The following is a 26541-nucleotide window of genomic DNA, read 5'->3' on the forward strand; positions in this document are numbered from 1 at the left end:
GAACTATGTTCGAACAACGCGTAAATTCTGACGTACTGACCGTTTCAACCGTGAACTCACAGGATCAAGTGACCCAAAAGCCTCTGCGCGACTCGGTTAAACAAGCACTGAAGAACTATTTTGCTCAACTGAATGGTCAGGATGTGAACGACCTGTATGAGCTGGTATTGGCTGAAGTTGAACAGCCACTGTTGGACATGGTGATGCAATACACCCGTGGCAACCAGACCCGTGCAGCCCTGATGATGGGCATCAACCGCGGTACCCTGCGTAAGAAATTGAAAAAATACGGCATGAACTGATACTAGTCAGCTGCATGTTGAAAAGGCGCAACCTCGCAAGAGGCGGCGCCTTTTTATTTGCCCAGACGGGCGCCGACGAAAAACGACGGGCACACCGCTCATGCCGTCGCTTAATCGCTTTGCAGCGTAGCCAGGCCTTACCAGCACGGCAGTGACTCACCGTATCCTCACGGCGGCGGAATGAGAATAATCACATATCCCTCTTACATTCACTGCCGTAGGCTGTGGTATACTGTACATTCTTAGAGCCACGTCGGCTTGCCAACAGCCGTTCTTCTTCCGCCTGATTAGCACGCGAACCGCCCTTCGAATGTAAAGATTTAGTCAATGACTAAACGATAATCTGGTCTGGGTGTCTGAGTAATTGTATCGCTATCGAGTGGCTTCTTTATGCGTTACAGGTTTCTACCCCTTAACGCAAAATGAGTTGATATGAAGCGTCCGCAAAAATTCAAACGTGCCTTGTTGCACCCCCGCTACTGGCTGACCTGGTTTGGCCTCGCGGTGCTGTTCCTGCTGGTTCAACTGCCCTACCCCGTATTACACCGACTGGGGGTATGGATGGGCCGTACCTCGATGCGCTTTTTGAAGCGCCGCGTCTCGATCACCCGCCGCAACCTGGAACTGTGTTTCCCGGATATGGACGAAGCACAGCGTGAGCGCAAGGTGATCGGTAATTTCGAATCCCTCGGCATGGGTCTGCTGGAAACCGGCATGGCCTGGTTCTGGTCCGACAAACGTGTAAAACGCTGGTTTAACGTGTCCGGCATCAACCACCTCAAAATGGCGCAGCAAAACCAGCGCGGCGTGCTGGTGATTGGCGTGCATTTCATGTCACTGGAACTCGGCGGCCGCGCGATGGGCCTGTGCCAACCGATGATGGCGATGTATCGCCCGCACAACAATAAGGCCATGGAATGGGCGCAGACCAAAGGTCGCATGCGCTCCAACAAGGCGATGCTCGATCGTAAGGATCTGCGCGGCATGGTACATGCGCTGAAGCGCGGCGAAGCGGTGTGGTTCGCACCGGATCAGGATTACGGCCCACGCGGCAGCGTTTTCGCACCGTTGTTTGCCGTTGACCAGGCCGCCACCACCAGCGGCACCTTTATGCTGGCACGCATGGCTAAACCGGCGTTGGTGCCGGTAGTGCTGATTCGCCGTGAAAACGGCAGCGGTTACGATCTGCTGATCCAGCCGGCGTTGGAAGATTACCCAATCGCCGATGAAATGGCCGCAGCGGCCTATATGAACAAAGTGGTAGAAAAAGAGATTATGCGAGCGCCAGAGCAATATATGTGGCTGCATCGCCGGTTCAAAACGCGCCCGACCGGTGCGCCGTCCCTGTACTGATCCCCTGCCATGCCGGGCGTAGCGCCTGCTGCGCCCGCTGTTATCTCCCCGGCATTTCGTGCCATATTGCCAGATTCCAGCGGCACTATAGTTAACATTGTTGTAACCTTCATACTTTCCCTACACAGGAAACAGTAATGAAAACCCAAGTCCGCATTGCCTTGGTCGGAGACTTTCGTCCCCAGGCCGTTGCCCACCAGGCCATTCCCATTGCTCTGTCCCTTGCCGCCGCTCACCTGGATGTCGACATCGACCCCTGCTGGTTGCCGACTGAAACCGTCAACCATGCTGAAGTACTGGCAGGCTACGACGCCATCTGGCTCGTCCCCGGTAGCCCGTATCAAAACGATGACGGCGCATTTATCGCTATCCGCCACGCACGCGAGCAGAACGTGCCATTCCTCGGCTCCTGCGGTGGGTTCCAGTATGCGGTAGTGGAGTATGCCCGTAACGTCATGGGCTGGCACAATGCCAGCCACGCGGAAACCGACAGCGATGGCCGCCAGGTCATTACCCCGTTAACCTGCTCGCTGGTGGAAAAAACCGACACCGTCGTCTTTCTGCCGCAAACGCGCATTGCTGAAATCTATGGCCGATTGGAAACGCATGAGGGGTATCACTGTAACTTTGGTGTAAATCCGGATTTTGTCGCCGAACTCCAGCCATATCCGCTGATTATCAGCGGCCACGATCGCGAGGGCGATGTGCGCTCCATCGAACTGCCCGAGCACCGTTTTTTCATGGCAACGCTGTTCCAGTCTGAACGCGCCGCGTTGCATGAACAGCTATCACCGCTGGTGGTTGCGCTGATCGACGCCGCACGACGCTAACAGCTTCGGCGCCGGCCTTCACCGGCGCAGAGGTCTGCATTTACCACATCAGTTGGCCAATCAGCGGCGCGGCCACGACGGTGATGATGCCAGCCAGCATCATCACCAAACTTGAAACCACCCCTTCCTCTTCACCCATTTCATAGGCGCGGGCGGTGCCGGCGCCGTGTGACGAGGCGCCAAGCCCGGCCCCCTTCGCCAGACGACTGCGCACTGCTAACCGCAGAAACAGGATCTCCCCAATCGCCATGCCAAACACCCCGGTGATCACCACAAACAGCGCAACCAAATCCGGCTGGCCGCCCATTTGTCTGGCGGCCTCCAAGGCAAATGGCGTGGTAATCGAACGTACCGCCAGGCTACGTTGTACTTCTTCCGGCAACGTCAGCAGCTGCGCCAGCCACACCGAGCTGTACACCGCTACCAGCACCGCGGTGACGACCCCAACGCCGAGCGACAGCCAGTGGCGGCGAATAATATGCAGATTCTCGTAAACCGGCACGGCAAACGCGATGGTCGCCGGGCCAAGCAGCCACAGCAGCCAATGGGTTTCACCGATATAATCCTGATAGGAAACGTGCGTTACCACCAGCAGCAGTACCAGAACCATCGGCGTTAACACCAGCGGCATCAGCAACAGCGTACGCCGCCGGCGATACAGTTTCTTATTGACGTAATACAGCGCCAGCGTCGCGGCAAAACACACCGCACTGATAAAAAAGTCATTCATCGTGCTTTACGCCGTTGCAGCCAAAGTTCGAAACGGTAGGCGCGATCGACCACCACTCCGGTCGCACCCAGTGTCAACGTGGTGCTGATGGCGATCACCAGAAAGATCTTCCACCCCTCCACCATCAGTAACTGGGCGTAGTTCACCACCGCCACCACCGCCGGGACAAAGAACAGCAGCATTTCGGCCAGTAACCAGCGTGAACCGGCCTTCACCCAGCGCAGCGGCAACACCCGCAGCACAATCAACGACAGCAGCATCAACATGCCGACGATATTGGCCGGCAGCGGCAGATGAAACTGCTGTACCAGCCGATCGGCAATCAGAAATAGCACCACATACAAAATGACCTGGATCGGTACCTGTAAGCGGTTGAGCAGCGATGGCGCCGCCGCGCGTAACGCCATAGACATGGCATCTAACCTCGAGCAAAAAATTCCGAGTTTCAGTATACGCAGCCGAGAAACATCCACTGAAATGAATTAAAATTATCAACATCATGCCGTAAGGGAATAGTTTACCGCCGGTATCGCTCATCTGGAGAAAAACTGTGGATGTTCGCACCCTGCGCTACTTCGTTGAAGTGGTGCGTCAGCAAAGTTTTACCCGCGCCGCGGAAAAACTGTTTGTCACCCAGCCAACCATCAGCAAAATGCTGCGTCACCTGGAAGAGGAACTGGAATGCACGCTACTAATCCGCGAGGGGCGAAAGCTGCATCTGACCGACAGCGGTCAGGCGGTTTATCAGCGCGGCCTGGCCATTCTGGATGAATTCCGCCAGCTTGAGGCGGAGCTGGAAGACATCGGCTCGGTACGTAAAGGGGTGCTGCGACTGGGCATACCGCCGATGGTGGGCCGGCAGATCGCCGAACTGATCCGTACCTTTCGCCAAACCTATCCTGGCGTAGAACTGAAGATTTCCGAACTGGGGGGACTGTCCGGCGAACAGGCGGTGCTGGCCGGCGAACTGGATCTCGCCATGACGGTATATTCGCCCGATGTCGAACAACCGCTCACCTTCTTGCCGTTGCTACGCCATCCCATGTGCGTGGTCGCCCCGCGCAATGCGCACTGGCAAACCCGCACCAGCGTGGCTATCAGCGAATTGGCTGACTGGCCAATCCTGATTTACAACGAGGATTTCGCGCTGTACAAAATGCTGATGACCGCATTCCGCCAGGCCGATATCGCCCCAAAAATCGCGGTACGCAGCGGACAGTGGGATTTTCTGGCTTCGATGGTCCAGGCCGGCGTCGGGATAGCCATGCTGCCGGAACCGGTGTGCCAGTGGCTGGATAAAAGCAGTTTGATCTGGCTGCCACTGGAACCGGTAATGGAATGGAAGGTCGGCTTGATCTGGCGCCAGGGCAGTTATCTTTCCCATAGCGCACAGGCCTGGATTGCCTGCTGTCGCGACTTCTGGCCGACGCTGAAATAATCAGGGCCGCAAACGCGGCCCTGTGGCATTATCCTTCGCGTTCCACCAGCAACGCTTCCAGCAGGTCGAGGTCATGCAGCAATTTTTGCAGCGTCTCGTTGCTGATTTTCTGCGTGGCGCGCAGGTGATACAACTCCCCACGTTCGGCGCGCAATGCCGTCAGGCGGAAACGCCGTTCCAGGTTTTCCAGCTCCAGCGCGTTTTCAATATCGTCTTCGCTGGCGATCCGCCGCCGCAGCGTTCCCACCACCCGCGAACTGATTTCCTTCAACACCTGTGGATCGAGGTTTTCTTCGGTATCTGCCGCCAGGCGTTCTTCCATTTTATTGATGCTTTCGATCGCCACTTCCGCTGCCATGGCAATTGCCATGCGCTCCTCGCTTTTGCTGGCGCTCTTGTCCGCCACCTGCACGCCGCGCAGCAACAGCGGCAATGCCAGCACCCCGACCAGCAACGACAGCAGGATCACACCGGCGGCGATAAACACCAGTTGGTAACGCGCCGGGAACGCGCTGCCATCGCTCAACAACAGCGGAATCGACAACACACCGGCCAACGTAATCGCCCCACGTACCCCAGCGAACGACGCCACCCACAGTTCACGCGTGGTGTAATCGCCAAACAGCAACGGGCGCTTCTTCAGGAAGCGTTTGCTGGCGCCTTTCATCAGCCACAGCCAGGTAAAACGCAGGATCAGCAGCGCGGCATAAATGATCGCCACGTCAACGAACAGGTACCAGGTCTCAATGGTAGGATCCAGTTCAGCCTGCAGGATAGAGGTTTCCAATATCCCCGGCAGTTGCAGACCCAACATGATGAACACCATGCCGTTGAAGACAAACTCCAGCATCGCCCAGACGCTGTTGGCTCGCAGTCGCATGGCCAGTGGCGCATTGCGGATCACACCAGACTGGCTGATGGTCATGCCGGCCGCCACCGCCGCCAGAATGCCGGAAACGCCGATGTGTTCGGCAATCAGGTAAGAAGCGAACGGCAGTAACAGCAGCAAGACGATTTGCGTCGCCGGGTCGTCACCGCTCCAGCGGCTCATGATGCGCAGCGACTTACTGTACAGCCAGGTCACCGCCACCCCTGCCAGCAGACCACCGATCGCCACCTTGAGGAACTCCAACGTCGCGCCGCCGACGGTAAACACCATGGTGCCCATCGCCACCGCAATGGCGAATTTAAGCGATACCAGGCCGGAAGCGTCGTTCATCAACGCTTCACCTTCCAGTACGCCCATAATGGATTTGGGAATGCGCCCCTTGCCGACGATGCCGCCCAGCGCCACCGCATCGGTTGGCGACAGCACCGCCGCCAGCGCAAATGCCGCTACCAGCGGAATGCCAGGCACCATCAGGTAGATCAGATAGCCGACCCCGACCACGGTGATCAACACCAGCACCAGCGCCAGCCCGAGAATTTCGCGACCGTGATGGATAAATTCGCGCGTTGGGGTTTTCCAACCGTCAGCAAACAGCAACGGCGGAATAAACAGCACTAAAAACAGTTCAGGATCAAAATCAACGTGCAGCCCGAAATGCGGCCAGGCCAACATCGCACCGATGGCAATTTGCATTAACGGTAACGGCACCTGGAACGGCAACATTCGTGTCACCACCCCAGACAGTGAAACCACCAGGATTAAAATAAGAATAGTAAAAAAGATTTCCATGCTTTCCTTAGACTCTACGGTTCAGACCACAAAGGCTCGTTGCCAGAGTATCTGTGATAGTAGAACACTTTTTTATGGCGATGAAAGCTTGTTGTGCCTTTCAAAAACGGCGAAATAAAGAAGGAGACTTATCTGAATGGAAGCGATGAAACGGGGACGCAGCGACGGCGTCCCCGCTAAAGATACGCTTAGATAGCCCAGCCGCCTGCATAGAAGGCGACCAGCGCAACGGCAATCAGCACGGTGCCGATGTTCAACTTGCGCCATTCGCCGGAGAAAATACGGCCAATCACCAGCGCGCTAAAGCCCAGCATGATGCCGGTAACGATGTTGCAGGTCAGTACGATAAACACCGCGCACAGCAGGCCGGACATCGCATCGACAAAGTCGTTGAAATCCAGTTTGGTCACGTTGCTGAGCATCAGCAGGCCAACGTACATCAGCGCCGGCGCGGTCGCGTATACCGGAACCAGATACGACAACGGCGACAGGAACAGGATCAGCAGAAACAGCAAACCGACCACGGTGGCCGTCAGGCCGGTCTTGCCACCGGCGGCGGTGCCCGCAGCCGACTCGATGTAGACCGCAGCCGGCGCGGCGCCGACCAGACCGGAGAAAATGCTGCTCACCGAGTCGGAGGTTAATGCTTTGCCGCCGTTGATGATCTGGCCGTCCTTATCCAGCAGGTTGGCTTGCCCGGCCACTGCGCGGATGGTGCCGGTGGCGTCAAACACCGCGGTCATCACCAACGCCAGCACGCTCGGCAACACCACCGGCTGCAATGCACCCATGATATCCAGGCTGAAAATCAACGAGTTGCCATTTTCGTCAGCCAGGCTTGGCATGGCGAACAGTCCCTGGTACTTCACCGCCGGGTCAAAAATCAGGCCAATGACCGAAATGGCGATAATCACCAGCAGAATGCCCCCCGGCACTCGCAGTTTTTCCAGGCCGAAAATCACCGCCAGACCGAGCAGCGTCATCACCACCGGAAACGAGGTAAAGGCGCCCAGCGCTACCGGCAACCCGTCCAGTGGGTTCTTCACCACCAGACCAACGCCGTTGGCGGCAATCAGCAGCAGGAACAGGCCGATACCGATACCGGTGCCGTGCGCCACGCCCATCGGCAAATTGCGCAAGATCCAGGAGCGAATACCGGTAACCGAAATCACGGTAAACAATACGCCCATCAAGAACACCGCACCCAGCGCGACCGGAATGCTGATATGCTGGCCCAGCACCAGGCTGAATGCGGTGAAGGCGGTCAGTGAAATCGCGCAGCCAATCGCCATCGGCAGGTTGGCCCACAGCCCCATCAGCAACGACCCCAAGCCGGCTACCAGACAGGTCGCGACAAATACCGCAGTCGGTGGGAAACCGGCCTTGCCGAGCATGCTCGGCACCACGATCACCGAATAGACCATGGCCAGGAAGGTCGTCAGACCGGCCACCACTTCCTGACGCACATTGCTGCCACGCGCTGAAATCTTGAAATACCCGTCAAGCCCGCCTTTTGATTTAACGGCGTTGTTTGCTTGAGAATCCGACATGCTGCTGTCCCCTGTGTTTTTCGCAAAAGCGGCTCACCTGCCCATGCAAGGCAATAACGGAATCGTTTCCGTCACGTTTGCTTATTTATCCTTCCCAATCGCAGCCAATAGGCGCCGCAATTCAAGGCAAACGATTAACTCTCATTGCACGGTACCGGTGAATTTATGATGTTTTGGTGTAGGCAAACGATTATCCCGCCTTCCAGGCCGTGTGATCAACTAAAGATCGCAACACAACCGGCCGAAAAGCGTGTGACGCCATCATTACGGAAATTGCGACTTTTGTCACATAAATAAGCAGGCGGTAAACCGACTGCCGCTGAAAAGAGGTTACGCAGGGTTCTGTGACGCCATTGCCTGCGGATCCATATACATCAGCTCCCAGATATGGCCGTCCAGATCCTGAAAACCATGGCCGTACATAAAGCCGTGATCCTGCGGTTGATGATAGGTATTGCCGCCGGCCGCTACCGCCTTGCGCACCAGGTCGTCCACCGCGGCGCGACTGGGTTGTGACAGACAGAGCAGCACTTCGCTGGCCTTCCTGGCATCGCTGATTGGGTTGGGGGTAAACATTTTGAATTTGTCGTGTGTCAGCAACATCACATAAATAGTGTCACTCACCACCATGCAGGCAGCGGTGTCGTCGCTAAATTGCTGATTGAAGGTAAAACCAAGCCGGTCAAAAAATGTCATTGCCGCAGGCAGGTCATTGACCGGCAGATTAATAAAGATTTGCGTAGCCATCGGCTATCTCCATAAACCTTGACCCATCGAGTATAGTCCAGCTTGTCAACTCAGCAGGTCATAGGGCCCGCCCTGTTGCAACGCCCGTTGATAAGCCGGACGTGCATGTATGCGTTGCAGGAAGTCACGCAGCTTCGGGCAATCGTCCAGCCGGTAACGCGCGGCCAACGCTTCCAGCGGGAAACTCATCTGAATATCCGCCGCGCTGAAATCATTGCCGACAAACCAGACGTTGGCCGCCAAATGCTGCTCCAGATAATCACGATGCGTTGCTATCTGTTTATCCAGGTATTCGCGCTGGACCCCCTTGCCTATCGCTCCAGCGATCGGCCGCATCAGCCACGGCATCGGCGGATGATCGAGCCGGCCAAACACCAGCTTCATCACCAGCAACGGCATCAACGAACCTTCGGCATAATGCAGCCAGTAACGATACTGCTGGCGCGCATGGTAATCGGTGGGCATGAATTGCCCCTGCGCGTCGTAGGCCTCTTGCAGATATTCAATAATCGCACCGGATTCCGCCAGCGTCAGGTCGCCATCGACAATCACCGGCGACTTGCCCAGCGGATGGATCTTTTTGAGTTCGGCAGGCGCCAGCAAGGTAACGCTATCGCGTTGATAACGTTGCACCTGGTACGGCACCTCCAGCTCTTCCAACAACCAGAGAATACGCTGAGAGCGGGAATTATTCAGGTGATGAACAATGATCATGGAGCGTCCCCGATCCGTTGCCATACCAGCTCACCAATCTGCACGCCGTTGCCGATTTGCAGCGGCACGGTGCGCAGCGTCAGTTTGTCGTCGGTAAAGGTATAAAAACGCACTTGCCGGCTGCCGATCCAGTTGGGGAACGAGCAGCCCTCAACCTGATGGATCACCCGCTGATCCGGCTCGTCAATCTGATAACGGCCGTAATAGCAGATCATGTTGATAAATGCCGATCGCAGCTCGCTGTCCGTACCCTGCGCCGGATCGCTCGAGGTAAACTTCGGTCGTACGGCGCTGTACAACTGTGCCGCCATGGTGCCGTTGGCTTCGTAGTTGATCCGCCCCAACACCTGTTCGCCAAGCGGATGGCTCACCGTACCTTCTTCATTCTTGAACACCGAAGATACCAGTGACCAGCTGCCGATAAATGCATGCATAACCATAATCTTTTCTCCCCACTCAGCCTTGTTTAAAGGTAGTGGCGAATCCCGCCCCCCGCCAGCGCAGCTATCGGCTGCCGTCATTATTTTCTGCGCGCATCGAAACGCGCCGCCAGTTGCTGCGTGCGAAACTGCTCGATGATGTAATCGACAAAGACCCGGGTTTTGGTCGGCAAAAATTTAAGGCTGGGAAAATAGAGACGTACGCTGCCACGATCGACATACCATTCCGGCAACACCCTGACCAGGTGGCCACTTTCCAGATAGGGCAAGGCATTCGGCATGGCAATCAGCGCGATCCCCATGCCCATTTCCGCCGCCTGCGCCGCCGCCGCAGGTTCGTTCACCGTCATGGCTACCTGCATGGCGGCCGGGCGCTGTTCATTGTCTGGATTGCGCAACGGCAGGTTTCTGATACGCCCGGTTTGCGGGGAGCGAATGAAGATACCCGCATGCTCAGCCAACTGCTCCGGATGCTGCAGCGCTGGCTGTCGCCGCAGATAGTCGGCCGAAGCGACCAACACGCCATGCGCCGGGGCCAGTTCGCGGGCGATCATGCCCTGCGCCAGTTCGAAACCGCCGCCAAGCGCGGCGTCAAACTGCTCGCCGATGATATCGACCTGGCGGTTGTCAAAATGCCAGTCAGGTATGATGGCTGGATACCTGGCAAGAAACCCCGGCAGCATCGGCAACATAAAATGCAGGCCAAAAGCGGTTCCCATACTGACCTTGAGCGTACCGGCCGCTACGCCGCCGGCGCTGCTCAGCCCTTTCAGCGCACACTGAATCGATAGCAAACCGCCTTTGACCTCCTGAAGGAAACGCTCTCCTTCTTCAGTGAGGATCAATTTACGCGTATTGCGCTGGAACAGGCGAACCCTGACCTGAGCTTCGAGTTTGGTGATATTTTTGCCCACAGCGGCCGGGCTGATGCCTAATTTGCGGCCGGCAGCAGAAAAACTGCCCAGCTCAGCGCTGCTGACAAAACATTCAAGATGTCCCAACATGCGTTTTCCTTTCAGGCCGATTTCAAACCAATGGTTTAAGCTGATTATAGCTCTTTATGGCTAGTGGCCGAGGTTGATTTCTTTGATACTGACCACGTCATCCTGACCCTCGCCAATTTGGAGATACATCATGTCAGCAACGCTTTCACTATCAGGAAAAGTCGCCTTCGTTCAAGGTGGTTCTCGCGGCATCGGCGCAGCAGTGGCCAAACGTCTGGCGCGCGAAGGTGCCGCCGTGGCGTTAACCTATGTCGCATCGGCCGACAAGGCCGATGCCGTCGTCAGCGCGATTACCGCCGCTGGCGGCAAGGCGTTGGCCATTCAGGCCGACAGCGCCAATGCTGCCGCACTGCAACAGGCGATTCGCCAGGCGGTAAATCACTTTGGCAAACTGGACATTCTGGTGAACAACGCCGGCGTCCTGGCACTGGGCAACACCGAAGAGCTGCCACTGGAAGATCTGGACCGCACGCTGGCTGTTAACGTCCGCAGCGTCTTTATCGCCAGCCAGGAAGCGGCACGCCATATGAACGATCATGGCCGCATCATCAACATCGGCAGTACCAATGCTGAACGCATGCCGTTTGCCGGCGGTGCGATATATGCCATGAGCAAGTCGGCGCTGGTCGGTTTGACCAAGGGCATGGCGCGCGATCTTGGCCCACGCGGCATCACGGTCAACAACGTACAGCCTGGCCCGGTGGATACCGACATGAATCCTGACAGCGGCGAATTCGCCGAGCAGCTGAAGGCCATGATGGCGATCGGCCGTTACGGCAAAGACGATGAAATTGCCAGCTTTGTCGCCTATCTGGCCGGTCCGGAAGCCGGTTACATCACCGGCGCCAGCCTGAGCATCGACGGCGGTTTTTCCGCCTAGCATCAGGAATGCCAGACGGCAAAAAGCCCCTTTCGGGGCTTTTTATTGCGGAGAAAACGATCAGTAATCGATGCCGTTTTCGGCAATATCCATCGCAAAGTACGAAAGGATAATATCTGCACCGGCGCGCTTGATGGCGCCCAGCGTTTCACGCACCACTTTACGCTCGTCAATCGCGCCGGCCTGTGCGGCAAACTTGATCATCGCGTATTCTCCGCTGACCTGATAGGCCGCCAACGGCAGACGCGATGCGGCTCGAATGTCACTGATCACGTCCAGATAAGCGCCGGCCGGTTTCACCATCAACGCATCTGCGCCTTCCTGTTCGTCCATCAGCGACTCGCGGATCGCTTCGCGACGGTTCATCGGGTTCATCTGATAATTTTTGCGGTTGCCCTGCAATACGCTGCCGCCGGCTTCACGGAACGGTCCATACAGCGAGGAGGCAAACTTGGTTGAGTAGGCCATGATCGAGGTGTCGATAAAGCCGGCTTCATCCAGCGCGCTGCGGATTGCCTGCACCTGGCCGTCCATCGCCGCCGACGGCGCGATAAAATCTGCCCCCGCAGCGGCAGCAATAACCGCCTGCCTGCCGAGATTGACCAGCGTAGCATCGTTATCGACGCCGTGGTCGTGCAAGACACCACAATGCCCATGCGAGGTATATTCACAGAAGCAGGTATCCGACATGACGATCATTTCTGGCACCGTGTCTTTACAGATACGCGCCATACGCGCCACCAGTCCGTCTTCCTTCCAGGTATCACTGCCGGTGGCATCCATATGGTGAGAAATGCCGAACGTCATCACCGAACGAATACCGGCTTTGGCATAGCGCTCGATCTCATAAGCCAGCTTGGACTCCGGAATGCGCAACACGCCAGGCATGGTCTCGATGACGGCGTAATCATCCACCTCTTCTTCGACGAAGATCGGCAGTACCAGATCGTTAACGCTGAATTCGGTTTCCTGGAATAACGTGCGCAGCGACTCGGATTTTCTGAGACGACGCGGGCGAACCTGCGGGAAGTGACTTGACATGGGAACTCCTAAAAATTGGCCCGTCTGCTGAATCTGGGCGATAAGAACATCAGCCGAGCGTTGGCTCGGCGATGCGCTATTATGGCATGAGCCATAGTGACGGGCGCTACATCTAACGTGCGCATAGCTTATCATTATGCGATGTTTTTGATACCTCGGCCTTGCAGGCCAGCCAGTGTCAAACGCATCGGGTCGATAAGCAAGATACGTCAACCCTCCGCCACGCCACGTTTTGCAGGCCGTTCGCTCTCAACTCGCCAGGCGGCCGCTAATGCAATCGCATAATTTTTCATCCATTAATTGTGAATAAGCGCACAATTCCACTAAACACCCGTGCGGTAGTCATATTTATGCCGTTGATACATAACTCATTAAAATAATGCACAAGATTATTAGTGCATTTACACATATCTCTGCCCGATGTCGGCGAATAGTCTCTTCGCTAATTATATAAAAAAGAAGAGGGTTACGAATGCCTGCCATCCAGCCTCCGCTTTTATCCCAGCAGCACGAGACGCATCTCACCAGTGCCATCGGAAAGTTTTTTAAACGCATCATTCCCATGCTGGCGATAATGCTCATCATTAATCAGATAGATCGCTCCAATATCGGCTTTATCAAGGCGGAATTGCAGCTCGACGCCGGCATCAGCGCCGCTGCCTTCGGACTCGGTGCCGGGCTATTCTTTATTGGCTACGCGCTGTTCGAAGTCCCCAGTAATCTGATGATGAAAAAGTACGGAGCCCGCGTCTGGTTAACCCGCATCATGATTAGTTGGGGAATAGTGGTGGTGATGACCGGATTCGTCAGCTCACCGGTCCATTTTTATGTGCTGCGCTTTCTGCTCGGCGTGGCGGAAGCCGGTTTCTTCCCCGGGGTGCTGTTTTATTTCCGCCAGTGGGTACCCAATGCCTATCGGGGACGCGCCACCGCCATGGTATTAAGTGCCACCGCCGGGGCTTTCCTGTTTTCCGGCCCGATTACCGGCTCGATCCTGCTGATGCATGATTTTCTTGGTTTGGCCGGCTGGAAATGGGTGATGTTCCTGGAAGGAGGCGGTTCGGTGCTGGTCGGGCTGCTTGCCATGCTGGTTCTGGTTTCACGACCGAACGATGCCCGCTGGCTGACGCCGGCGGAAAAGCAGGCCCTGCAACAACAGCTGGCGCAGGAAGACAGCGAGCGTGACGCGCAGTATACCGCGCCGGGCAAGCTGAACCTGTTGACCGATCGCCATGTCCTGGTTTACTGCCTGCTTTTTTTCACCATGACCATGACCGGTTACACGCTGGTTTTCTGGCTACCGCAAATCATTCAACGTATTCAAGGTTTCAACAGCTTTGGCACCGGCTTGCTCACCGCATTTCCATGGTTGTGCGCCATTGTCGCGCTCAATATTGTCGGGCGACTTGGCGATAGACACCGTAACAAATTAAGCAAATGGCTGGGACTGGCGATGCTGGTCGCCGCCTGTGGCACCTTTATGGCTACCCTCGGCGGGCCCTGGTTCGGTTTCCTGGCGATGATCGTGGCCTGCATCGGTTCAAAAGTCAGCGCAACGCTGTTCTGGCCCATGCCCCAGGCCGAGCTGCCGGCCAGTATCGTGGCGCCGGGGATTGCGCTGATCAATTCGGTAGGCAATCTGGGAGGATTCTTCGCGCCTACGGTGTTCGGCTATCTGGAACTCACAACCGGTTCTACTACCGGCGGGCTGTATGCCCTGACCTGCGTCTCGGTAGTCACCGGCCTGTGGCTGTTGCTGCGTCGCCAGCCAGCGCCCCCTGCAATCAACTCGATGGAGAATGAACATGCCCGACAGTCCAGTCATTAACAGCATGCGGGTAGTACCGGTTGCCGGTTACGACAGTATGCTGCTGAATATTGGCGGTGCCCATAACTGCCATTTCACTCGCATCCTGGTGATTATTGGCGACTCGGCGGGCAATAGCGGGGTGGGAGAATGTCCATGTCATGCCTCAACCCTGTCGCTGCTTGAAAAATTTACGCCACAGGTGGTCGGCAGTTCATTATGCCAAATGAACGCCACCGTCAGTCGGCTTTTCGCCAGCGATGCCCGGCAGCAAACCAGCGAGCAGACCGATCGCGTGCATATTCCGCAGATGAATCCCGAAAAATTCTACAATGCGGCGGCGGCGATTGAGGCGGCGCTGCTGGATCTGCTCGGCAAGCATCTTGAGCTGCCGGTGGCCGATTTGCTGGCCAGCGGGCGGCAGCGAGACCGCATACCGGTGTTGGGTTATCTGTTTTATATCGCCGATCGCAAGCTGACCACGATGAACTATCAGAGCGGTGAGCAGCAGCGCGCCCCCTGGTTTTGGCTACGTCATCAACCTGCGATGGATCATCAAGCGGTGGTCAGGCTGGCAGAAGCGGCGCAGGAGCACTACGGATTCCGCGACTTCAAACTCAAAGGCGGCGTACATCCGGGCGAGTACGAAGTGGAAACCGTTGAAGCCTTGCTGGCACGTTTCCCAACGGCACGCATCACCGTCGACCCCAATGCCAGTTGGTCGCTGGACGAGGCCATTGGTTTTGGCAAACAGCTTGCAGGGCGCGTTCCCTATCTGGAAGATCCCTGTGGCGCAGAACAGGGGTTCTCCGGGCGAGAGACGCTGGCGGAATTCAGGCGTGCAACCGGTATTCCCGTTGCCACCAACATGATTGCCAATGACTGGCGCCAGCTCCAGCACGCGTTACAACTGAACGCCATTGACATTCCGCTGGCCGACCCGCATTTCTGGACGCCGCGCAATGCGCATACCGTGGCGCAGCTCTGCCATGAATGGGGGCTGACCACCGGCTGCCATTCCAATAATCATTTTGACGTGTCACTGGCAATGGTTGCTCATCTGGGAGCGGCTGCGCCGGGCGATCGCATCACCGCCTTTGATACCCATTGGATCTGGCAGGACGGTCAGCATCTGACCCACCAACCGCCGCAGATCCGCGACGGTTATCTGGAACTGCCAGCAGGGCCGGGGCTCGGCATCGAACTGGATATGACGCGGGTTGAAGCCGCGCATGCGCTGTATCAATCACTGCCGGATAAAAATCGCAATGACGCGCTGGGCATGCAGTTCTTGATTGATAACTGGCAATACAATGCCAAACGACCGGCATTGGTCCGCCCCTGACAGAGCCCGAGCGCAAAGGGCGCAGCATCGGTAACGCAGCTGTTTTTGCTTAACGGCCGCGTTAGCCTGAAGCAACCACTCATTCAGCCTGCGCCTGCAGTGCATAATTTTTGCGGGCGCTTTGCCATGCCAGCAAGGCAAGACCCAATCCGATAAAGGATAGAATGGCACCGGCCCAGTTCGGTGAAGCCAGACCCAAACCGGCAGCAATGGTCGCTCCCCCTACCCACGCGCCAAGCGCATTTCCCAGATTGAACATGCCGATGTTAACCGATGCCGCCATGGTGGGCGCTCCGGCGTGGCTTGCGCGGTCCATGACTAATTTCTGAATCGGTGAAACCGTGGCGAACCCAAACGCAGCCATCAGGAATACCGAGGCACTGGCAATCAGCGGGTTGTCGACGCCGCCCCAGAAAACCAGCAGTACCAACCCTTGGGCCGCCAGCGTGACCAACAGCGTGCCAAACAGCGAGCGATCGGCGAAACGGCCGCCAAGCCAGTTTCCTACCGCCAGTCCGAAACCAAAAAGTACCATTATCCAAGCCACGCCACCGGCCGAAAAACCGGCTTCCTCAATCATCATCGGCGCGATATAGGTAATGGAAGTAAAGAACGCCGCCGGACCAAATACGGTAATCCCCATGACCAGCAGAACCTGGGGATCGGCAAAGGCGCGCAGTTCCGTTCTCAAGGCGATGGCCTTTCCTTTTTCGATGCGCGGAACAAACAGCGCGATACTGACAATAGTAAGCACACCGATGCCTGCGATCAGCCAGAAAACCAGCCGCCAGCTAAAGGTCTGAGCCAGCCAGGTACCAACCGGAACACCAAGCAGGTTTGCCAACGTCAGCCCAGAAAACATAAAGGCAATGGCGCTTGCCTGGCGACCCGGCGCAACAAGCGAAGCGGCAATGATCGAGCCGAGGCCAAAAAAGGCTCCGTGATTGAAGGAGGTGATAATACGCCCGGCAATCGCCAGCGACAGCGTGGGCGCAACCGCGGTAATGATATTGCCAAGCGTGAAAATGCCTGCCAGTGCCATCAGCATGGTTTTACGGGGAACATGGGTACCCAGCACCGTTAAAAGCGGAGCACCAACAAAAACCCCCAGTGCGTAGGTCGTGGCCAACAGCCCGGCGGTCGGGATAGTGACGCTAAAATCCGCAGCGATTTGAGGGAGGATTCCGGCGATGACGAACTCGGTAAGACCGATGCCGAATGCGCCGATGGCGAGCGCGAACAGAGCGATGGGCATTGAAACTCCAGTACAGACTTGCTGAATTAATATCATTAGGTAAAATCAATTATATTCATACTTTCATTCTGCAAGTGAAGCTACATGACCGACTTTGATAAAGAAAAAGAGGATATTAGGCAGGCGAGGCACAAACCGGCAGAACTCGATGCGATTGACCGAAAAATATTAGGCGCGCTGGCCGAAGATGCTGGGCGCAGTTACAGCGAACTGGGCGAAATCGTCAACCTTTCAGCACCTGCGGTACATGACCGCGTAAAGAAACTGAAGCGTGATGGGGTCATAAAGGGAACCGTTGCAAGACTTGATGGCTGCAAGCTGGGCCGGACGCTATTAACCTTCCTGATCATTAATACCAGCAGCTATCACGCGACACGCGCCCTGCTTCAGTTTACCAGTCGACGAGAAGTCGAAGAGCTGCATACCGTGGCAGGAGACGGCTGTGTACTGATCAAGGTACGGGCTGCCGATACCGAATCACTGGAAAACTTCCTGATGGAAATTCAGAACGTCGAAGGGGTTCGCTCGGTACGCAGTTATATTGCACTTTCGACATTTATTGAGCGTGGTCCCTCACCGGACTAAAGCGCGGGATCGCGACTGTTTCACCCTAGCCGCGACCGGCGATCGCCGTGGCCAAGACTGATCATGGCGGCGAAAAAAAGCCCCGAATATCGGGGCTTGTCGCATAGGACCTGACCAAAAATGCCGTGGCGTTTTTTAGAACGGAATATCGTCGTCAAAGTCCATTGGCGGTTCGTTGCTGCTGGCCGCCGGTGCGCTGCTGTTCTGCGCCGGACGCGACTGCTGGCCACCGCTGAACTGGTTGCCGCCCTGCGGCTGCTGAGGCTGACCCCAGTTGCCCTGACCGCCAGCAGCCTGACCGCCGCCTGCCGGAGCGCCGCCGCCTTGACGGCCGCCCAGCATCTGCATGGTGCCGCCCACGTTTACGACCACTTCCGTGGTGTATTTTTCAACGCCGGCCTGATCGGTCCATTTGCGCGTCTGCAAGGCGCCTTCGATATACACCTGAGAACCCTTACGCAGGTATTCGCCCGCCACTTCCGCCAGCTTGCCAAACAGCACCACACGGTGCCATTCGGTTTTTTCTTTCTGCTCGCCGGTCGCCTTGTCGCGCCAGCTTTCGGAGGTAGCCAGGGTAATGTTGGCAACGGCGCCACCATTCGGCATGTAACGGACTTCCGGGTCTTGGCCCAGATTCCCGACCAGAATTACTTTGTTTACGCCTCTGCTGGCCATGAGCTCTCTCCTGATGAATGATTTTTACACAGTATAAACGAGTAAGTTTAACACGCTAAGGCTGAAACCACACCCGCGTTGATAACTGCATAGTGTATTCCAAAATTGTCTCGGCGATCGACCTTGTTGCATTCATATACTGGATATTCATTCAGGTTTTTTTGTGTCATAATTATGCGTTTCGACCTGGCCATGCCGTTTTTTTGCGCAATTGATCACAAAAGCGCCGCAAAACGTTCAAACGGACACGGTGTATCATCTAGACGGGAAGTGTAAATGGACAATATCGAAGTTCGTGGTGCTCGAACCCATAATCTCAAAAACATCAACCTGATTATCCCGCGCGACAAACTGATTGTTGTCACCGGTTTGTCCGGTTCAGGCAAGTCCTCTCTGGCTTTTGATACGCTGTATGCCGAAGGGCAGCGACGCTACGTCGAATCGCTTTCCGCCTACGCCCGTCAGTTCCTGTCGCTGATGGAAAAACCGGACGTCGACCATATCGAAGGGTTATCGCCGGCGATTTCCATCGAGCAGAAATCGACCTCGCACAACCCGCGATCCACCGTCGGCACCATTACCGAAATTCATGACTATCTGCGTCTGCTGTTCGCCCGCGTCGGCGAGCCGCGCTGTCCGGATCACCATGTGCCGCTGGCGGCGCAAACCGTCAGTCAGATGGTGGATAACGTGCTCAGCCAGCCGGAAGGCAAACGCCTGATGCTGCTGGCGCCGGTGATCAAGGATCGCAAAGGCGAGCACACCAAAACGCTGGAAAACCTGGCGTCGCAGGGGTACATCCGCGCCCGCATCGACGGCGAAGTGTGCGATCTTTCCGATCCTCCGAAACTCGAACTGCAAAAGAAACACACCATTGAAGTGGTGGTCGATCGCTTCAAGGTGCGAGAAGATCTGGCCCAACGCCTGGCCGAGTCGTTCGAAACCGCGCTGGAGCTGTCTGGCGGCACCGCAGTCGTGGCCGATATGGATGACCCGAAAGCCGATGAGCTGCTGTTTTCGGCCAACTTCGCCTGCCCGATCTGCGGCTATAGCATGCGTGAGCTGGAACCCCGGCTGTTTTCCTTCAATAATCCGGCCGGTGCCTGCCCGACCTGCGACGGTCTGGGCGTACAACAGTTCTTCGACCCCGATCGCGTGGTGCAGAACCCGGAACTGTCGCTGGCTGGCGGCGCGATCCGCGGCTGGGATCGCCGTAACTTCTACTATTTCCAGATGCTGCGTTCGCTGGCGGAGCATTATCAGTTCGACGTGGAAGCGCCGTTCAATACCCTGAGCGCCGAGGTGCAGAAAGCGGTGCTTGGCGGCTCAGGCAAAGAATCGATCGAATTCAAGTACATCAACGACCGCGGCGACACTACCGTGCGCCGGCATCCGTTCGAAGGCGTGCTACATAATATGGAACGCCGCTACAAGGAAACCGAGTCCAGCGCGGTGCGTGAAGAACTGGCGAAGTTCATCAGCAACCGTCCGTGCGCCTCGTGCAGCGGCACCCGCCTGCGTGAAGAAGCCCGCAACGTGTTCGTCGAAGACACCACGTTGCCGGAGATCTCCGAGCTGAGCATTGGTCATGCGATGGATTTCTTCCAGAACATGAAGCTGAGCGGCCAACGCGCCAAAATTGCCGAAAAGGTGCTGAAGGAAATCGGCGATCGCCTGAAATTCCTGGTCAACGTCGGCTTGAATTATCTATCCCTGTCACGCTCGGCCGAAACCCTGTCAGGCGGCGAAGCCCAGCGCATTCGTCTGGCCAGCCAGATTGGCGCCGGGCTGGTGGGCGTGATGTACGTGCTGGACGAACCGTCGATCGGTTTGCACCAGCGCGATAACGAACGGCTGCTGGAAACGCTGATCCATCTGCGCAATCTCGGCAACACGGTGATCGTGGTTGAGCATGACGAAGACGCAATCCGCGCCGCCGATCATGTGATCGACATCGGCCCCGGTGCCGGCGTACACGGCGGTCAGGTGGTGGCGGAAGGCACCGTCGACGACATCATGGCGCAGCCGGAGTCGCTTACCGGCCAGTTCCTCAGCGGCAAGCGCGAAATTGCCATCCCGCAACAGCGCGTGCCAGCCGATCCGGCCAAGGTGCTGAAACTGAGCGGTGCACGCGGCAACAACCTGAAAGACGTGACGCTGACGCTGCCGGTGGGACTGTTCACCTGTATTACCGGGGTATCCGGTTCGGGTAAGTCGACGCTGATCAACGACACGCTGTTCCCGATCGCCCAACGCCAGTTGAATGGCGCGACCATTGCCGAACCGGCGCCTTACCGCGACGTCAGCGGTCTGAAGCATTTCGACAAGGTGATCGACATCGATCAAAGCCCGATCGGCCGAACCCCGCGCTCCAACCCGGCGACCTACACCGGTATTTTTACCCCGGTGCGCGAGCTGTTCGCCGGCGTGCCGGAATCGCGCAGCCGCGGCTATAACCCTGGCCGTTTCAGTTTTAATGTCAAGGGCGGGCGCTGCGAAGCCTGTCAGGGCGACGGCGTGATCAAGGTGGAAATGCACTTCCTGCCGGATATCTACGTGCCGTGCGATCAGTGCAAAGGCAAACGCTATAACCGCGAAACGCTGGAGATCAAATACAAAGGCAAAAGCATCCACGAAGTGCTGGAAATGACCATCGAAGAAGCGCGTGACTTCTTCGACGCGGTGCCGGCGCTGGCGCGCAAGCTGCAAACCCTGATGGACGTCGGCCTGTCTTACATTCGTCTCGGCCAGTCGGCCACCACGCTGTCCGGTGGCGAAGCGCAGCGCGTCAAGCTGGCACGTGAACTGTCGAAACGCGGCACCGGCCAGACGCTGTATATTCTCGATGAACCGACCACCGGGCTGCATTTCGCCGATATCCAGCAACTGCTGGCGGTACTGCACCAATTGCGCGATCAGGGCAACACCATCGTGGTGATTGAGCACAACCTCGACGTGATAAAAACCGCGGACTGGATTGTCGACCTGGGACCAGAAGGCGGCAGCGGCGGCGGCGAGATCCTGGTGTCCGGCACGCCAGACACCGTGGCCAAATGCAAGGCATCGCACACCGCACGCTTCTTGCAGCCGTTGCTGGCCAAGAAATAATCACTCCGGGCACCCTGGCGGTGCCCGCATTTTTCCGCTACAGCATTTTCAGGATGCGCGCCGGATTGCCGCCCACCACCGCATTGTCCGGCACGTCTTTGGTCACCACCGCACCGGATGCCACCACCACGTTATCGCCCAGCGTTACGCCGGGATTGATCACCGCTCGCCCGCCGATCCACACGTTGTGGCCAATGGTCACCGGCTTGCCGAATTCGTCGCCGCCGACTCGGGTCGCCGCGTCCAGCGGATGGGTTGCGGTATAGATGTGTACCCCTGGGGCCAGCATGCAGTTATCGCCGATGCGCACTTCGCACACGTCGAGTATGACGCAGTCGAAATTGGCGTAAAAATTCTTGCCCAGATAGATATTATAACCGTAGTCACAGCGGAAACTGGGTTCGATGGTGCCACCCTGGTATTGACCCAGCAGCATCGACAGCCATTGCTTGCGCAGCGCACCCTCGTCAGGTGACGAATGGTTATAATGATGGATCAACTGACGCGCGCGTTTACGCTCGCTGCGTAGCAGTTCGTCCCCGGCATCATACAGCTCGCCGGCGATCATCTTGCGTTTCTCTTCACTCATGGCCATGGGCAGCATCCTTTTCTGGCAAAAAAGTATCAGGCGGACAGCCTAATGGTTTCCGCCGCACAATAAAAAGGGAACGTTCCCATCTCGCGACGACGATCACAACATGCGAACATTGGGTATTGAGTGAGAGGCAGAGCGTCAACGCCTGCCGTAGCAGTCAGGCACGCAGTTCCTGTCGTACCTGGTCGGACAGCCCTTCCAGCGCCAACTGGTAAGAACCGTCGATCAACGTGTAGAACTGGGAATCCGGCAGCTTGCCGTCAAGGAACACCGCATTCCAATGCGCTTTGTTCAAATGTTCGCACGGGACAATTTCAGGGTGTTTTTCACGCAGGCTTTCGGCCTGCTCGGGGCTGGACTTGACCGCCAGCGCCGGACGACCATCGAGATCCAGTACCATGGCGAACATCACCTCGCCCACTTTGACCTGACTGGCCTGCCACTGGTTCCGATCGCTCTGTTCCGCGCCCGGCTTGGCCATGCAGTATTGCAGTAATGCCGACTGATTCATTGAGTTACTCCCCCTGTAAGGTGGCCACAATACGGCGTGAACCGCCGTCAATGCGGTGCTCTCCCAGCCAAATTCCCTGCCATGTGCCCAACATCAGTCGCCCATGGCTGACCGGTAGCGACAACGACACGCCCAGCAACGAGGATTTGATGTGCGCCGGCATATCGTCCGGCCCTTCATAGTCATGCTGATAAGGCGCACTTTCCGGCACCTGCCGCAGAAAATGCTGCTCCATATCGGATCGCACCGTGGGATCGCAATTCTCGTTAAGCGTCAGCGAGGCAGAGGTATGCTGCAACAACAGGTGCAGCAGGCCAGTTTGCAGACGGTGCAAATCGGTTAGCTGATCGGTAATTTCTTCAGTAACCAGGTGGAAACCACGCGCTTTTGCGCTGAGGATAAGCGTTTGCTGATGCCACATACGTGAGCGCCCCTCATTGAGTATATTCTTTATCCGGTTGGCGGCAACTCGAGCGACAAACCGACAACAAAAAGGGGCGATAATCGCATCGCCCCGATAACCTGAACGTGGTTTTACCCTAACAGCAATTACTGCACCGCCGCAAATGCCTCGGCGACCTGCTGCACATTGCGGTGGTTCAAACCGGCGACGCACATGCGGCCGCTGTGAATCAGGTATACGCCAAACTCCTCGCGCAGCCGATCAACCTGCGCCGCGCTAAAACCGGTGTAGCTGAACATGCCGCGTTGCTTGAGCAGGTAGTCGAAATTACGCTGCGGCAACGCGATTTTCAGCGCAGCCACCAGCGTGTGGCGCATCTCGAGGATGCGGGTGCGCATGGTTTCTACCTCGTCCAGCCATTGCTGCTTCAGCTGCGCGTCGTTCAGTACTTTGGCCACCACCTGCGCACCGAAGTTCGGCGGGCTGGAGTAGTTGCGGCGCACCGTTGCTTTCAACTGCCCCAACACCCGCTCGGCCGCCTCGCTGCTTTCGCACACCACGGAAAGCCCACCTACCCGCTCGCCGTACAACGAGAAAATTTTCGAGAACGAATTACTGACCAGGCACGGCAGACCGGCGGCGGCAATCGCACGAATGGCGTAGGCATCCTGTTCCATACCGTCGCCAAAGCCCTGATAGGCAATATCGAGGAACGGGATCAGCTCACGTTCGGCCAGCACCTTCACTACCTCGTCCCACTGCTCATTGCCCAGATCGGAACCGGTCGGGTTATGGCAGCAGGGATGCAGCAGCACAATGCTCCTGGCCGGCAACTGTTGCAGCGTCGTCAGCATGGCGTCGAACTTCACGCCCAGGCTATCGCCGTCAAAGTACGGATAGGTATTCACCTTGAAACCGGCACCACTGAAGATGGCGACGTGGTTTTCCCAGGTCGGATCGCTGACCCAGACCTGGGATTCCGGGAAGTAGTCGTGCAGGAAGTCGGCGCCTACCTTCAAGGCGCCAGAGCCACCAACGGTTTGTACCGTGGCGATGCGCTGCTGTTGCAGCATCGGATGCTCGGCACCAAACAGCAACTGCTGAATGGCATGACGGTAAGGTTGCAGCCCTTCCATCGGCAGGTAGACCGAAGCGCTCTGCTCGAGGCTGTTCAACTGCGCCTCTGCGGCGCTAACCGCCCGCAGCTGCGGAATAATACCCTGCTCGTTGTAATAAAGGCCGATGCTCAGGTTGACCTTGTGCGCACGCGGATCTTTTTTGAATTTTTCCATCAGCGACAGGATCGGGTCACCGGCATAGGCATCAACATTCTGGAACACAGGTGTTCTCCTTGATTTTGTTATGTGGGGTACGGCAAGCCTATCTACTATAGACGCATTCAACGGGGAAACGCCCGCCTCGCGCGCGCTGCTGCTCGCCGTGTCAGTCTGGCAACTTTTCTTAACGCGCAACCGGCAACAGGCCATTTTCCTTGATGCGGTTCAGCACCACGGCGGTTTTGATATGCGCCACGCTTTGGTGGCTCGACAGCGTCTGGCTGATAAAGTCGCTAAGCGCCGGCAGATCCGCCACCGCGACTTTCAGCAGATAATCCGCGTCACCGGTGGTTTTATAAGCATCAATGATCGCGTCCACCTCCTCCAGCATCTGGTGAAAGCTGTCGATATGCTGCTGGGCATGGGTCACCAGACTGACTTCGATCAGCCCCACCAGCCCAAGGCCCACCGCCTCCGGCGCCAATCGCGCGTGGTAGCCGCGGATCAACTGTGCCTGTTCCAGACTGATGCGCCGCCGCGAACACTGGGAGGCGGAAAGCCCCACCAGGTCGCTCAGCTCCTGGTTGGTCAAGCGGCCGTTGGCCTGTAACAGCGTCAGGATTTTCATATCAAAATCGTCAATGTTGTACATAGCCACCTGTAAACTGTGTTAAGAAATGTTGACGCTACAGACTATCAGCTTTTTTGCCGTTGTTATGGTGATCTGTAGCGAAAGCGCCGAAATTTGCGATTTACTGCAAATGATTTCGAGGAGATGAAATGCGCCACAGAACGATCGTATGTCCTGTTATACAGAATGACGGCGAGTTTCTGCTGTGTAAAATGGCTGCCGATCGCGGGGTTTTCCCCGGACAATGGGCGCTGCCTGGTGGCGGAATGGAACCCGGTGAAACGATGGAGAGCGCGCTAAGGCGCGAGATCAGGGAGGAATTAGGCGAGCAACTGCAGATCGCCGAGATTAAGCCGTGGGCGTTTCGTGATGATATCCGCACAAAAACCTATCCGGATGGCACTAGCGAAGAAATTTACATGATTTATCTTATCGTTGACTGTGTCAGTGCCAATCGTACGATTACCTTCAATCAAGAGTTTCAGGAAATCATCTGGCTACCGCCGGCGGCGATAAAGAATCTCGACTTAAACGAGGCGACGCGGGTCACCTTTCGCCAGAAAGGGGTGATTTAAAGCGACTGACGCCCTCCAGCATCGGGCAACGCACCTGTCTCTCAGGTTGTGCTGCCCTCACTCTGTCGACGCTGCGCACGGCGCAGAATCTCCTTGTGAGGCTTCCTGCTCCCCCCTGCACACCCGTCTTTAACGCATCGATCCGCTGCAGAGCAGCCAGCAAATTGACACATAAGCATTTATCTGCGACATAAAAAACGGGTAATTTAACCTGACCAACAACAAAAATTGCCATCCGGCGTATGCAAACCTCTATTGATACCAAGGGAAACGATGAATAAATTACTGCCTCTTGCCTTGCTGATCGCTGCCGGCAGCGCCAGCGCCCAATCTCACCTGGATAAGGTTAGCCAACAGAAAAAACTCGAAGTGTGCACCACCGGCGACTACAAGCCGTACACCTTCCTGACGCAGGAAGGCAATTACGAGGGGATCGATATCGCTATGGCGCAGTCGCTGGCGAAAAGCCTGGGTGCGGAAGTGAAATGGGTGAAAACCAGTTGGAAAACCCTGATGCAGGATTTCAACGCCGGTAAATGCGATATCGCCATGGGCGGTATTTCCGTCACCCTGGAGCGGCAAAAACAGGCGTTCTTCGCTGACAAGCTGGATACCGACGGCAAGATCCCGCTGGTGCGCTGCACCGACGTGAAGAAATACCGCACTATCGCACAGATTAACAAACCGTCGGTGCGCGTGATAGAACCGGCTGGCGGCACCAATGAAGCCTTTGTCCGCGCTCACCTGCCAAAGGTCAACCTGACCCTGTCGCATGACAATATGGCGATTTTCCAGCAGTTGGTCGATCGCAAGGCGGACGTGATGATTACCGACGCGTCAGAAGCGCTGTATCAGCAAAAACGCTATCCGAAACTGTGCGCGGTGAACCCGAAAAAACCCATGCAGTACGGCGAAAAAGCCTACATGCTGCCGCGTGACGATCTGAGCTGGAAACTGTATGTCGACCAATGGTTGCATCTGGCGAAGGCCACCGGTGAATACCAGACGATTATCGACAGCTGGCTGGCCGTGAAGAAGTGATCGACATTCCCCGGTCCGGTCATAAA

Annotated in this window: 27 protein-coding genes; 11 read left to right on the forward strand and 16 right to left on the reverse strand. The window is 56.7% G+C overall.

Going from position 1 to position 26541, the window contains the following annotated elements; genetic code table 11:
* Positions 1 to 5: 5 nt before the first annotated feature.
* From fis to AC2AXP_RS12080, 3 genes are all read left to right on the forward strand, one after another.
* Positions 6 to 302 (forward strand): DNA-binding transcriptional regulator Fis, encoded by a 297-nt coding sequence (gene fis / locus AC2AXP_RS12070; protein WP_000462905.1) that lies wholly within the window; start codon positions 6 to 8, stop codon positions 300 to 302.
* A gap of 432 nt (positions 303 to 734) precedes the next feature.
* Positions 735 to 1655: a kdo(2)-lipid IV(A) palmitoleoyltransferase gene (gene lpxP / locus AC2AXP_RS12075; RefSeq protein WP_004958036.1), complete on the forward strand. Its 921-nt coding sequence runs from the start codon at positions 735 to 737 to the stop codon at positions 1653 to 1655.
* 137 nt (positions 1656 to 1792) lie between these two features.
* Positions 1793 to 2485: a CTP synthase C-terminal region-related (seleno)protein gene (locus tag AC2AXP_RS12080; RefSeq protein ID WP_484381699.1), complete on the forward strand. Its 693-nt coding sequence runs from the start codon at positions 1793 to 1795 to the stop codon at positions 2483 to 2485.
* A 40-nt stretch (positions 2486 to 2525) separates the two neighbouring features.
* On the opposite strand, the gene AC2AXP_RS12085 is transcribed toward AC2AXP_RS12080, so the two are convergent.
* The gene (locus AC2AXP_RS12085; RefSeq protein ID WP_004958033.1) at positions 2526 to 3215 is read right to left on the reverse strand and encodes an LrgB family protein; all 690 of its coding nucleotides are present in this window, start codon (positions 3213 to 3215) and stop codon (positions 2526 to 2528) included.
* Positions 3212 to 3628 carry a CidA/LrgA family protein gene (locus AC2AXP_RS12090; protein ID WP_004958031.1) on the reverse strand — a complete coding sequence of 139 codons (417 nt, stop codon included), beginning with the start codon at positions 3626 to 3628 and terminating at the stop codon, positions 3212 to 3214. The genes AC2AXP_RS12085 and AC2AXP_RS12090 overlap by 4 nt, the downstream gene beginning before the upstream one ends.
* A gap of 137 nt (positions 3629 to 3765) precedes the next feature.
* Between AC2AXP_RS12090 and AC2AXP_RS12095 the strand changes: the two genes are divergently transcribed.
* Positions 3766 to 4653: a LysR family transcriptional regulator gene (locus tag AC2AXP_RS12095; protein WP_004958028.1), complete on the forward strand. Its 888-nt coding sequence runs from the start codon at positions 3766 to 3768 to the stop codon at positions 4651 to 4653.
* 28 nt (positions 4654 to 4681) lie between these two features.
* Here the strand turns inward: AC2AXP_RS12095 and AC2AXP_RS12100 are convergent, their stop codons facing one another.
* The 6 genes from AC2AXP_RS12100 to AC2AXP_RS12125 form a co-directional block, all read right to left on the reverse strand.
* Positions 4682 to 6331 carry a Na+/H+ antiporter gene (locus AC2AXP_RS12100; protein ID WP_004958026.1) on the reverse strand — a complete coding sequence of 550 codons (1650 nt, stop codon included), beginning with the start codon at positions 6329 to 6331 and terminating at the stop codon, positions 4682 to 4684.
* 188 nt (positions 6332 to 6519) lie between these two features.
* Complete coding sequence (locus AC2AXP_RS12105) at positions 6520 to 7881, reverse strand: NCS2 family permease (RefSeq protein WP_004958025.1); 1362 nt, start codon at positions 7879 to 7881, stop codon at positions 6520 to 6522.
* Between the two features lie 330 nt (positions 7882 to 8211).
* On the reverse strand, positions 8212 to 8628 hold the full coding sequence (locus tag AC2AXP_RS12110; protein WP_004958023.1) for a VOC family protein: 417 nt from the start codon (positions 8626 to 8628) through the stop codon (positions 8212 to 8214).
* A gap of 45 nt (positions 8629 to 8673) precedes the next feature.
* On the reverse strand, positions 8674 to 9342 hold the full coding sequence (locus tag AC2AXP_RS12115; RefSeq protein ID WP_449145410.1) for a glutathione S-transferase family protein: 669 nt from the start codon (positions 9340 to 9342) through the stop codon (positions 8674 to 8676).
* A complete protein-coding gene (locus AC2AXP_RS12120; RefSeq protein WP_484381700.1) occupies positions 9339 to 9782 on the reverse strand; it encodes a lipocalin-like domain-containing protein in 444 nt (147 codons plus the stop codon). Before AC2AXP_RS12120 ends, AC2AXP_RS12115 begins: the two co-directional genes overlap by 4 nt.
* Positions 9783 to 9862: 80 nt before the next feature.
* Positions 9863 to 10786, reverse strand: a complete 924-nt coding sequence (locus AC2AXP_RS12125) for a LysR family transcriptional regulator (RefSeq protein WP_004958018.1) — start codon at positions 10784 to 10786, stop codon at positions 9863 to 9865.
* Between the two features lie 130 nt (positions 10787 to 10916).
* Between AC2AXP_RS12125 and AC2AXP_RS12130 the strand changes: the two genes are divergently transcribed.
* Complete coding sequence (locus tag AC2AXP_RS12130) at positions 10917 to 11666, forward strand: 3-oxoacyl-ACP reductase family protein (protein WP_004958017.1); 750 nt, start codon at positions 10917 to 10919, stop codon at positions 11664 to 11666.
* A gap of 60 nt (positions 11667 to 11726) precedes the next feature.
* On the opposite strand, the gene hemB is transcribed toward AC2AXP_RS12130, so the two are convergent.
* Entirely contained in the window at positions 11727 to 12707 is a 981-nt protein-coding gene (gene hemB, locus AC2AXP_RS12135) for a porphobilinogen synthase (RefSeq protein ID WP_004958015.1), read from the reverse strand.
* 472 nt (positions 12708 to 13179) lie between these two features.
* Between hemB and AC2AXP_RS12140 the strand changes: the two genes are divergently transcribed.
* Together AC2AXP_RS12140 and AC2AXP_RS12145 are read left to right on the forward strand one after the other, a co-directional pair.
* The gene (locus AC2AXP_RS12140) at positions 13180 to 14535 is read left to right on the forward strand and encodes an MFS transporter (protein ID WP_004958013.1); all 1356 of its coding nucleotides are present in this window, start codon (positions 13180 to 13182) and stop codon (positions 14533 to 14535) included.
* Entirely contained in the window at positions 14513 to 15859 is a 1347-nt protein-coding gene (locus tag AC2AXP_RS12145; RefSeq protein ID WP_484381701.1) for an enolase C-terminal domain-like protein, read from the forward strand. The genes AC2AXP_RS12140 and AC2AXP_RS12145 overlap by 23 nt, the downstream gene beginning before the upstream one ends.
* A gap of 79 nt (positions 15860 to 15938) precedes the next feature.
* On the opposite strand, the gene AC2AXP_RS12150 is transcribed toward AC2AXP_RS12145, so the two are convergent.
* Complete coding sequence (locus AC2AXP_RS12150) at positions 15939 to 17114, reverse strand: MFS transporter (RefSeq protein ID WP_004958011.1); 1176 nt, start codon at positions 17112 to 17114, stop codon at positions 15939 to 15941.
* 84 nt (positions 17115 to 17198) lie between these two features.
* Here AC2AXP_RS12150 and AC2AXP_RS12155 point away from each other — a divergent pair, with 84 nt between their 5' ends.
* Entirely contained in the window at positions 17199 to 17699 is a 501-nt protein-coding gene (locus AC2AXP_RS12155) for an Lrp/AsnC family transcriptional regulator (protein WP_273869360.1), read from the forward strand.
* A 135-nt stretch (positions 17700 to 17834) separates the two neighbouring features.
* Here the strand turns inward: AC2AXP_RS12155 and ssb1 are convergent, their stop codons facing one another.
* A complete protein-coding gene (gene ssb1, locus AC2AXP_RS12160; RefSeq protein WP_273869361.1) occupies positions 17835 to 18374 on the reverse strand; it encodes a single-stranded DNA-binding protein SSB1 in 540 nt (179 codons plus the stop codon).
* A 276-nt stretch (positions 18375 to 18650) separates the two neighbouring features.
* On the opposite strand from ssb1, the gene uvrA reads away from it, so the two are divergent.
* Positions 18651 to 21482, forward strand: a complete 2832-nt coding sequence (uvrA, locus tag AC2AXP_RS12165; protein WP_484381702.1) for an excinuclease ABC subunit UvrA — start codon at positions 18651 to 18653, stop codon at positions 21480 to 21482.
* Between the two features lie 37 nt (positions 21483 to 21519).
* Here uvrA and maa read toward each other — a convergent pair whose 3' ends face one another.
* From maa to AC2AXP_RS12190, 5 genes are all read right to left on the reverse strand, one after another.
* Positions 21520 to 22077, reverse strand: coding sequence for a maltose O-acetyltransferase (gene maa / locus AC2AXP_RS12170; protein WP_269815936.1), 558 nt, complete (start codon positions 22075 to 22077; stop codon positions 21520 to 21522).
* A 157-nt stretch (positions 22078 to 22234) separates the two neighbouring features.
* Positions 22235 to 22588 (reverse strand): MmcQ/YjbR family DNA-binding protein, encoded by a 354-nt coding sequence (locus AC2AXP_RS12175; RefSeq protein ID WP_004958006.1) that lies wholly within the window; start codon positions 22586 to 22588, stop codon positions 22235 to 22237.
* Positions 22589 to 22592: 4 nt separating this feature from the next.
* Complete coding sequence (locus AC2AXP_RS12180) at positions 22593 to 23009, reverse strand: secondary thiamine-phosphate synthase enzyme YjbQ (protein ID WP_004958005.1); 417 nt, start codon at positions 23007 to 23009, stop codon at positions 22593 to 22595.
* 128 nt (positions 23010 to 23137) lie between these two features.
* Entirely contained in the window at positions 23138 to 24331 is a 1194-nt protein-coding gene (locus AC2AXP_RS12185) for an amino acid aminotransferase (protein WP_004958004.1), read from the reverse strand.
* Positions 24332 to 24452: 121 nt separating this feature from the next.
* Positions 24453 to 24920 (reverse strand): Lrp/AsnC family transcriptional regulator, encoded by a 468-nt coding sequence (locus AC2AXP_RS12190; protein ID WP_004958001.1) that lies wholly within the window; start codon positions 24918 to 24920, stop codon positions 24453 to 24455.
* A gap of 128 nt (positions 24921 to 25048) precedes the next feature.
* Between AC2AXP_RS12190 and nudI the strand changes: the two genes are divergently transcribed.
* Together nudI and AC2AXP_RS12200 are read left to right on the forward strand one after the other, a co-directional pair.
* On the forward strand, positions 25049 to 25474 hold the full coding sequence (gene nudI, locus AC2AXP_RS12195; protein WP_484381703.1) for a nucleoside triphosphatase NudI: 426 nt from the start codon (positions 25049 to 25051) through the stop codon (positions 25472 to 25474).
* Between the two features lie 273 nt (positions 25475 to 25747).
* The gene (locus tag AC2AXP_RS12200; RefSeq protein ID WP_004957997.1) at positions 25748 to 26515 is read left to right on the forward strand and encodes a transporter substrate-binding domain-containing protein; all 768 of its coding nucleotides are present in this window, start codon (positions 25748 to 25750) and stop codon (positions 26513 to 26515) included.
* Positions 26516 to 26541: the final 26 nt, after the last annotated feature.

It is taken from the genome of Serratia sp. Sp408 (genome assembly GCF_057180665.1).

Excerpts from the sequence above, each read along its gene's own strand:
- fis (WP_000462905.1), top strand. The coding sequence starts at position 6 with ATGTTCGAACAACGCGTAAATTCTGACGTACTGACCGTTTCAACCGTG.
- lpxP (WP_004958036.1), top strand. The coding sequence starts at position 735 with ATGAAGCGTCCGCAAAAATTCAAACGTGCCTTGTTGCACCCCCGCTAC.
- AC2AXP_RS12080 (WP_484381699.1), top strand. The coding sequence starts at position 1,793 with ATGAAAACCCAAGTCCGCATTGCCTTGGTCGGAGACTTTCGTCCCCAG.
- AC2AXP_RS12085 (WP_004958033.1), bottom strand. The coding sequence starts at position 3,215 with ATGAATGACTTTTTTATCAGTGCGGTGTGTTTTGCCGCGACGCTGGCG.
- AC2AXP_RS12090 (WP_004958031.1), bottom strand. The coding sequence starts at position 3,628 with ATGTCTATGGCGTTACGCGCGGCGGCGCCATCGCTGCTCAACCGCTTA.
- AC2AXP_RS12100 (WP_004958026.1), bottom strand. The coding sequence starts at position 6,331 with ATGGAAATCTTTTTTACTATTCTTATTTTAATCCTGGTGGTTTCACTG.
- AC2AXP_RS12105 (WP_004958025.1), bottom strand. The coding sequence starts at position 7,881 with ATGTCGGATTCTCAAGCAAACAACGCCGTTAAATCAAAAGGCGGGCTT.
- AC2AXP_RS12110 (WP_004958023.1), bottom strand. The coding sequence starts at position 8,628 with ATGGCTACGCAAATCTTTATTAATCTGCCGGTCAATGACCTGCCTGCG.
- AC2AXP_RS12115 (WP_449145410.1), bottom strand. The coding sequence starts at position 9,342 with ATGATCATTGTTCATCACCTGAATAATTCCCGCTCTCAGCGTATTCTC.
- AC2AXP_RS12120 (WP_484381700.1), bottom strand. The coding sequence starts at position 9,782 with ATGGTTATGCATGCATTTATCGGCAGCTGGTCACTGGTATCTTCGGTG.
- AC2AXP_RS12125 (WP_004958018.1), bottom strand. The coding sequence starts at position 10,786 with ATGTTGGGACATCTTGAATGTTTTGTCAGCAGCGCTGAGCTGGGCAGT.
- AC2AXP_RS12130 (WP_004958017.1), top strand. The coding sequence starts at position 10,917 with ATGTCAGCAACGCTTTCACTATCAGGAAAAGTCGCCTTCGTTCAAGGT.
- hemB (WP_004958015.1), bottom strand. The coding sequence starts at position 12,707 with ATGTCAAGTCACTTCCCGCAGGTTCGCCCGCGTCGTCTCAGAAAATCC.
- AC2AXP_RS12140 (WP_004958013.1), top strand. The coding sequence starts at position 13,180 with ATGCCTGCCATCCAGCCTCCGCTTTTATCCCAGCAGCACGAGACGCAT.
- AC2AXP_RS12145 (WP_484381701.1), top strand. The coding sequence starts at position 14,513 with ATGCCCGACAGTCCAGTCATTAACAGCATGCGGGTAGTACCGGTTGCC.
- AC2AXP_RS12150 (WP_004958011.1), bottom strand. The coding sequence starts at position 17,114 with ATGCCCATCGCTCTGTTCGCGCTCGCCATCGGCGCATTCGGCATCGGT.
- AC2AXP_RS12155 (WP_273869360.1), top strand. The coding sequence starts at position 17,199 with ATGACCGACTTTGATAAAGAAAAAGAGGATATTAGGCAGGCGAGGCAC.
- ssb1 (WP_273869361.1), bottom strand. The coding sequence starts at position 18,374 with ATGGCCAGCAGAGGCGTAAACAAAGTAATTCTGGTCGGGAATCTGGGC.
- uvrA (WP_484381702.1), top strand. The coding sequence starts at position 18,651 with ATGGACAATATCGAAGTTCGTGGTGCTCGAACCCATAATCTCAAAAAC.
- maa (WP_269815936.1), bottom strand. The coding sequence starts at position 22,077 with ATGGCCATGAGTGAAGAGAAACGCAAGATGATCGCCGGCGAGCTGTAT.
- AC2AXP_RS12175 (WP_004958006.1), bottom strand. The coding sequence starts at position 22,588 with ATGAATCAGTCGGCATTACTGCAATACTGCATGGCCAAGCCGGGCGCG.
- AC2AXP_RS12180 (WP_004958005.1), bottom strand. The coding sequence starts at position 23,009 with ATGTGGCATCAGCAAACGCTTATCCTCAGCGCAAAAGCGCGTGGTTTC.
- AC2AXP_RS12190 (WP_004958001.1), bottom strand. The coding sequence starts at position 24,920 with ATGTACAACATTGACGATTTTGATATGAAAATCCTGACGCTGTTACAG.
- nudI (WP_484381703.1), top strand. The coding sequence starts at position 25,049 with ATGCGCCACAGAACGATCGTATGTCCTGTTATACAGAATGACGGCGAG.
- AC2AXP_RS12200 (WP_004957997.1), top strand. The coding sequence starts at position 25,748 with ATGAATAAATTACTGCCTCTTGCCTTGCTGATCGCTGCCGGCAGCGCC.